This is a genomic window from Treponema sp. (assembly GCF_017430385.1).
Taxonomy (GTDB): Bacteria; Spirochaetota; Spirochaetia; order Treponematales; family Treponemataceae; genus Treponema_D.
In genome coordinates this window covers 1-6,228 of sequence record NZ_JAFRNB010000082.1, presented here as the reverse complement: position 1 = coordinate 6,228, position 6,228 = coordinate 1, and the positions used below count along the sequence as shown (strand labels likewise).

9 protein-coding genes are annotated in these 6,228 nt (G+C 39.4%); 1 reads left to right on the top strand and 8 read right to left on the bottom strand.

Annotated elements, in window-relative coordinates; genetic code table 11:
- From IJJ71_RS05740 to IJJ71_RS05720, 5 genes are all read right to left on the bottom strand, one after another.
- Positions 1-230 (bottom strand): hypothetical protein (locus tag IJJ71_RS05740; protein ID WP_296845875.1); only part of this gene is annotated, 230 nt, incomplete at its 3' end.
- Positions 231-306: 76 nt separating this feature from the next.
- Positions 307-741 (bottom strand): thiamine pyrophosphate-dependent enzyme, encoded by a 435-nt coding sequence (locus IJJ71_RS05735; RefSeq protein ID WP_296845874.1) that lies wholly within the window; start codon positions 739-741, stop codon positions 307-309.
- Complete coding sequence (locus tag IJJ71_RS05730; protein WP_296845873.1) at positions 713-1,120, bottom strand: hypothetical protein; 408 nt, start codon at positions 1,118-1,120, stop codon at positions 713-715. Before IJJ71_RS05730 ends, IJJ71_RS05735 begins: the two co-directional genes overlap by 29 nt.
- An 18-nt stretch (positions 1,121-1,138) precedes the next feature.
- Entirely contained in the window at positions 1,139-2,563 is a 1,425-nt protein-coding gene (locus IJJ71_RS05725; protein ID WP_296845872.1) for a hypothetical protein, read from the bottom strand.
- Between the two features lie 13 nt (positions 2,564-2,576).
- Complete coding sequence (locus IJJ71_RS05720) at positions 2,577-2,876, bottom strand: hypothetical protein (RefSeq protein WP_296845871.1); 300 nt, start codon at positions 2,874-2,876, stop codon at positions 2,577-2,579.
- A 141-nt stretch (positions 2,877-3,017) separates the two neighbouring features.
- On the opposite strand from IJJ71_RS05720, the gene IJJ71_RS05715 reads away from it, so the two are divergent.
- Positions 3,018-3,389: a helix-turn-helix domain-containing protein gene (locus tag IJJ71_RS05715; RefSeq protein WP_296845870.1), complete on the top strand. Its 372-nt coding sequence runs from the start codon at positions 3,018-3,020 to the stop codon at positions 3,387-3,389.
- 439 nt (positions 3,390-3,828) lie between these two features.
- Here IJJ71_RS05715 and IJJ71_RS05710 read toward each other — a convergent pair whose 3' ends face one another.
- The 3 genes from IJJ71_RS05710 to IJJ71_RS05700 form a co-directional block, all read right to left on the bottom strand.
- Positions 3,829-4,539 (bottom strand): retron system putative HNH endonuclease, encoded by a 711-nt coding sequence (locus IJJ71_RS05710; RefSeq protein ID WP_296845869.1) that lies wholly within the window; start codon positions 4,537-4,539, stop codon positions 3,829-3,831.
- Positions 4,503-5,780 carry an AAA family ATPase gene (locus tag IJJ71_RS05705; RefSeq protein WP_296845868.1) on the bottom strand — a complete coding sequence of 426 codons (1,278 nt, stop codon included), beginning with the start codon at positions 5,778-5,780 and terminating at the stop codon, positions 4,503-4,505. The genes IJJ71_RS05710 and IJJ71_RS05705 overlap by 37 nt, the downstream gene beginning before the upstream one ends.
- A 246-nt stretch (positions 5,781-6,026) precedes the next feature.
- The coding region (locus IJJ71_RS05700) for a hypothetical protein (RefSeq protein ID WP_296845867.1) at positions 6,027-6,228 on the bottom strand (202 nt) is incomplete at its 5' end.

Below are 6,228 nucleotides of genomic sequence, written 5' to 3'. Positions count from 1 at the left end.
TTCCTGTCGAAGAGAACCTTCGCGCGCTCCGGGAACTTGCGTGTAAGAGCAGAGTATCGTGTCTCGTTGTTGAGGAATGCCTGGTAAGTTCCGTCGCCTTCTTTTGAAGTGAGGGTGAACGGATTCTTGCCTTCTGCCTTGAGGGCTGGGTTGAAGCTGAAGAGGTTCCCTTCGCAGCATAGCTGCTCGGAGAATCGCTCAAAACCTGTCTCACAGGTTTTGCCCGCCACAGGCGGTCGCTCCCTAAGTAACCGGCTTTTACGGCTGCCTTCATCTCGTCCTGACAGTGGTTGCGAATCTTCGATTCTAGCTGCCGCCCTTAACACCGTGGAGCTCACATGGAGCGTATCCGATGATGAGTGACGGACCGTTGTAAGCCTCTGCTTCCTGAATGACTTTGAGAGCCTGTGCAGGATTTGCACCGAGAGCAATCTGTCCAACGTATACGTAGCCGTAGCTCATAGCGATCTCTGAGAGTGACTTTTTGCCCATCTCTTTACCAGCTGCTGCGAACTGACAGACTTCACCGATGTTAGAAGCCTTTGATGCCTGTCCACCTGTATTTCGGGAAGCAAGCTTCCTAGCGTACATCTCTGTATCGAATACCATAAAGGGCGTTCCCCTTCGGGTCAGGCTTTCCGGGGTTCCGTGCTTCCGCACTACATTGCCTACGGCAACGGCTTCGCCGCCCCTACAATCCTTAACGCTTGGCTTAATCTTTCGTTTTCTCAGTCGCTTCAACTGAAATGACTACAAATTTTCCATCTTTAAGGCGAATTACAGAGATTTCTTCATAGTCATTTATATCTTTACAATCAATCATCGTTAATCCATATTTTTGTGTTATGAGAGCTTCCCATGAATCTTCAAATAAATCTTTCGAAAGTTTAGTGAATTCGGCTTTAGTATGAATTTCCACAAGAAAATCGTAATAATCAGAGTTATAATTGGATGCCATAAGCATACCCCAACAAATAGCATCTTCATAATCTAATGCTTCATTTGCATAAAGTGCTTTTGTCCTTTTGCCAAAATTTACAGACTCTGCCGCTGAAACAAACAGGAAAACACAACTTAGCAATCCAACTAAAACAAACCTCATAAATTTTTTCTTGTTCATATTTACTCCTTATATCACTTAATTTACACAAAGACTTTTGTCATACGGTAATTGTATTTCTTGTCCGCCTCGTACAATTCCGTAAACTGGACGACCAGAGTTATCCGTCCATGTCGGGTCTACCCAATACATAGTGCCATCTGTGGCTTGCACCCAAAACCACGCATGGTTGGTTGCGGCATCATGTGCCCGAATATTATTATGACTGAAAACAACTACGGGCGTTCTATTGATTGTCATATCTGAACTTTCTCCTTTCGCCGCTAATCGATATGCAATAATGTCGTTTGCATCCTTGAAAGTTCCCACCATATAGAATTTTGCAATCCTAGAAGAATAACTCTTTTTGTTATCACTGAGTTCTTGATAAGCAAAATCCGCATAGTCAAAACAAATTCCTTCAAACAGTGTCGTGCCTTTTGAAGCCTTGCCGTCATTGGTAGCAAGATATTTCTTTATAAAACTGGTCTTGTAATAGTCGGTCGGATTTTTTGCACGGAAATCTCCTGTATATGCCATATCATACATGCCTTTACAAGCTATTTTCACAGCAAGCCACTGAAGCTGATAAGCCAAGTTTTCATCATAGTAATATGCGCTAGTACCCTTTGCAGAAGTCGGTGTTAAATTGCGGTCAGAATCTGGAATTGAATTAGGGGTGTAAGGTGTCACTTTCGCTGGTTTTACTTTCGGAGCAACAATTTTCGGATACATAGAGCGTGGTATAAATACTACCTCATAACCAATTTCTCCGCTATGTCTTGCTTGCTCCTTTTTGTTGCCACGAAGAGCGACCAAATCCGCTGGAGGAGAAAAACGCAACCAATACACGCCCTTTGCATCTTCATAACATGCCGATGCATATCTTCCCACTATGCAATCTGCGAGTTTTCCCAATTCCTCTGCCTTGTAGTATGAAACGACAAAAAGTTCGCTCTGATTTTCTGCTAGTTTAAGCAACTCTTTTTGCCCGCCGTACTGCTCCAACAGTTTAGTGTACTGCTGATAGAATGGTGTCATCGGTCCTTTTACATTTAAATGCCAATTGTTTCTAGCAATTGTGTCATTGTACATAGCAATCATTTTAGCACTATAATGCTCTGACTCAGAATAGTAAGCAATTTGTTCTTTAGCGTAAGCGATTTCCTTTTTATAATATTTTCTGCCGCTAGCTATTCCGTCTTCCTGCAAGGCGAATTTTTGAAGATTAAGAAAAAGAGCTTGGTCATGAATATCTTCAAACACATAGACATCTGCGACTTTCCCGTCTGGAAATTTGTATTTTTCAACTTTGTAATCGCAATACTCTGCGTCTGAAAGATTTTCGGGCATGTCCTGATATATTTTCTGACCTTTATCCCCATATAGCATTGAAACACAAGCCCCCAAAGTAGCGATAAGAAACATAATCGCTAAAACGTAAAAAACTTTGCAATTTTTCATAAAATCCATCCTTTTATTTTTCACTTTTTAAAAAGCCTGCATTTTCGAGACAGGTTATTAAAGTCTTTTTTGTTTGAATTGCGGCATGAGATAATGGAGACACAGGAACTGTATTTTCTATAAATAACTCTCCAAGCCAATATTTTATATTTTGAATTCTTTCCCTAATAAAGCCAAACTCTCTTTGATAAATTGATGCATGCTGCTTTATTTTTTCAATACAAGTGCTTATGTCTGTATCGCTCTTATTTATGACATACTCATAAACACAAACTTCACAACAGATAACATCTTCTTCAAGTTTCCATTCCATAGCAATTCACACTCTCCTTAAAAACATTGCTTTTTATATTTACTTTGAAAAGTAAATCTTAATACCTTGTGGAATTATTATAATCTTACAAGGTAACTTTGTCTATAAATTTTACTTCATAGAGTAAATAATTTCATAATTATGAGTCCATTTTGGAAAAATGTTGATGAAGAAATAAAGTATTTGAATATGAATTTAAAAACTCTGGCGAAAGTCTCGGGCGTACCATATCCCACAATTACGAACGGCAGAAACAGAGAGAACAGCATTCCCGAAATGGAAACCGCACGGAAAATCGCAGATGCCCTACACAAGCCTTTGGACTCGCTTTTGGGAATAACGAAAAGTCAAAATTCACTTGCAATTTCCGAAGAAAAATCAGATGCGATTCATTTATACCAAAAATACCGCGACATTATTTCCGTTATGGAAGATTTTCCCGCCCCGCTGAGGGAATCACTTAGAAACACGATAATGAAATTTCACAGTTCGTATGAAATTATGAAAAGATAGAATTAGCTAGCAACACAACAAGCGAAATACTGCACGGTTTTCTTCCGCTGAGTGAATTTCTACAAAAACGCGCGGCGTTTTGTTCGTCCAAACGAAATTTCAGCAAAAACGCGCGGCGTTTTCCTCGCCCAAACGAAATTTCCGTGAAAACGCCGACAAGTTTTCTTTCGCTGGCGGAATTTTGACCACCGCGCATTTGTTTGAAACTAGTCCGAACGGAATTTCGAGCAAATTACAAATGTGTTTTCCTTCCCCAAGTCAAAAGTGAGCAACAAACATTTGTAATTTCGCCGTCCAAATGAAATTTCCGTGAACGGCAAAATGCCGTTGGTCGTCTAAATGAAATTTCTGCTTTCAAACAAAAATTTGTTGCTCGCCCAAACGCAAAGTCGGGTATCTTACAAAAATTTTTCGTCCATCCAAGAGTAAATTCCTATTGTTATTTGATAAATTTTTCTATAAATTTTACAGAAAAATCATAAAACGGCGGAAGCAATCCATCTTTTGGAGTTCTCAAAGCCTCTATCCAATTTAATTTTTGTGATTTTGTCATTTTCTTATGTTTACTCATAATTTTTATTATGTCGTGCTTTATTTTCTTCCGCTCATCTATTAATCGCTGGGTGTTCAAATTTAATACGGAATTCAATTCCTCATCAAAGTGAGAATTTTCAGAATGAATTCTTCCGCTTGAACTATAATAAATCTTCATTTTTTCAAAATCATCTTTATCCGACGGATTCAAGGACAGCCTTTTGTCACCTTTATATGCATCGCAGGAAATGTTTTCATTGCTTGGAAATTTATTCCTCTTGTTATATGAAATTCCGCCATCACAAACTCCGAGCATATTTTTATAATCAAGACTTTTCGCTGTTCCAAGTTCGTTTTCAGATTGCGGGAGAAAATGCTCGATTTGAATGTTTCTCTCTGCTTCATTCTCATAAAAAATCCGGCACATACAATACGCGCAAAGTCCGTACTGCTCTTTTATCAGCGCCTTATAAACGGCAATTTTGTCTTTTCCCCGCAAGCCTGAATAGGAGCAATTTTGGGTTCTTTTGTATGCTGACAGCTCTTTAGGCTCAGTTTGTTTTATTATTCGTACCATAATTAGCTTGCAGTTTCCATGAGAGAAATTTCCGTCCAAAGCGAAGCTGTTTCAGGACTTGAGCCGTTCATCTCTTTTTCAAGCTCATGCAGTTTTTCTCTTGCTTCTTTGAATTTCTCTTTATCGATTAAATCACAGATTTCATCAATTTTTTTTGAGACCTCGGCATCCTGTTTCAGAGGTTCATTTGTCGTATTCTGTAAAGAGTCAAGTATCGTATTTGAATCAAGTCCGTAACTTTGACTTGGAACAGAAACGCTGAAATTATTCAATAAGCGAATATCCTGTGGCTTCAACTCGCCCAAAATCTGCGGGGAATGAGTCGTGATTATAAACTGGCAATTTGGGAAAGTCGCCGTAAGTGCCTTGCAAATTTTTCGCTGCCAGCTTGGATGCAGGTGCAAATCGATTTCATCAATGAGAATTATGCCGTCTCCGCCCAACGGATTTTCAAGGCTTTCATTTGCCAAAGACAACCTTCGGGCAATGTCGCCAAAAACAGTGATTATTTCTTTTTCACCGTCAGAGAGATTTGAAAAATCAAGTTCCGTATTATCTTTTTTTATAACGATTGTCTGCCGTTTCCTGTTTACGGCCATCTGAGAAAAATTCGGTAGAAGAACACAAATCGCATTTCGGACTGCTTTCAACGCTTTGTCTTCATAAATTTGTTTGTCTGCATGATTTTTATAGCGTTCGACCATTTCTTCGTTTTCGCGGTCTTCCCTGTCTCTGAACCAGCGGAAAAAATCTTTGTAATGAACAGAAAGCTCTAAATTATTTTTATAAATTTCATATTTGTCGCTCAAATCTTTTTCTGAATCAATTGAAACATCTATATCCAAATCAGACCTATTTGCGGGATAGTACATAATGACTGGCAGATTTTTTCTATTTTCCAACGGATAAATTTCAGTGATTTTTGCAAATAAATCTTTCATTGCATCTTCATCGGTAAACTTTATAGTCATTCCAGGAAAAGCGTCTGCCCCAGTAACAATATTTGTCACAGAACCATCAAGCTCTATATCAGAAGAAATCTTTGCAGGGAATGGCGAATCTTTTTTCTTTTCGATTGGAGGAACATATCTCCCGTTTTGATAGGGAGGGAGTTTTAGCATTTCTGTAACCCAAGAAAGATTATACACAATCGCATCAAGACAAGAGGTTTTTCCAGCCCCGTTTATACCAGCGATACAAGTGATATTATTTCCGAAAGCAATATCTATATTTTCAAAACCTCGGAAATTTTCAAGATGTAACTTTCTGAGTTTCAGCATATTCTTCCTCAACAGTAGATAGTAACATAATAATACAAAAACGCCGTTTTCTCAACAATCTCTCGTTGAAAGAACGGCGTCGTTTAACGGTGGTTTCGACACACTTGGTTGTTGAGCCTGTCGAAACACAACCACCGCATTTTTTCACATCATCGGGCAACTTGCCCAATAAGACATTTTTTCTATCATGTTGAGCGAAGCGAAACATCTCTTTTACAGATTCTTCGCTATCGCTCAGAATGACGATTACTTATACAACTCCACCAACTTCGTCAGATGGTCAAATCTTGCTTTCGCCGCCTGCTCATTCCTGTCGAAGAGAACCTTCGCGCGCTCCGGGAACTTGCGTGTAAGAGCAGAGTATCGTGTCTCGTTGTTGAGGAATGCCTGGTAAGTTCCGTCGCCTTCTTTTGAAGTGAGGGTGAACGGATTCTTGCCTTCTGCCTTG

Coding starts and splice junctions, on each gene's coding strand:
- IJJ71_RS05705 (WP_296845868.1), bottom strand. CDS start 5,780: ATGCTGAAACTCAGAAAGTTACATCTTGAAAATTTCCGAGGTTTTGAA.
- IJJ71_RS05725 (WP_296845872.1), bottom strand. CDS start 2,563: ATGAAAAATTGCAAAGTTTTTTACGTTTTAGCGATTATGTTTCTTATC.
- IJJ71_RS05715 (WP_296845870.1), top strand. CDS start 3,018: ATGAGTCCATTTTGGAAAAATGTTGATGAAGAAATAAAGTATTTGAAT.
- IJJ71_RS05730 (WP_296845873.1), bottom strand. CDS start 1,120: ATGAACAAGAAAAAATTTATGAGGTTTGTTTTAGTTGGATTGCTAAGT.
- IJJ71_RS05720 (WP_296845871.1), bottom strand. CDS start 2,876: ATGGAATGGAAACTTGAAGAAGATGTTATCTGTTGTGAAGTTTGTGTT.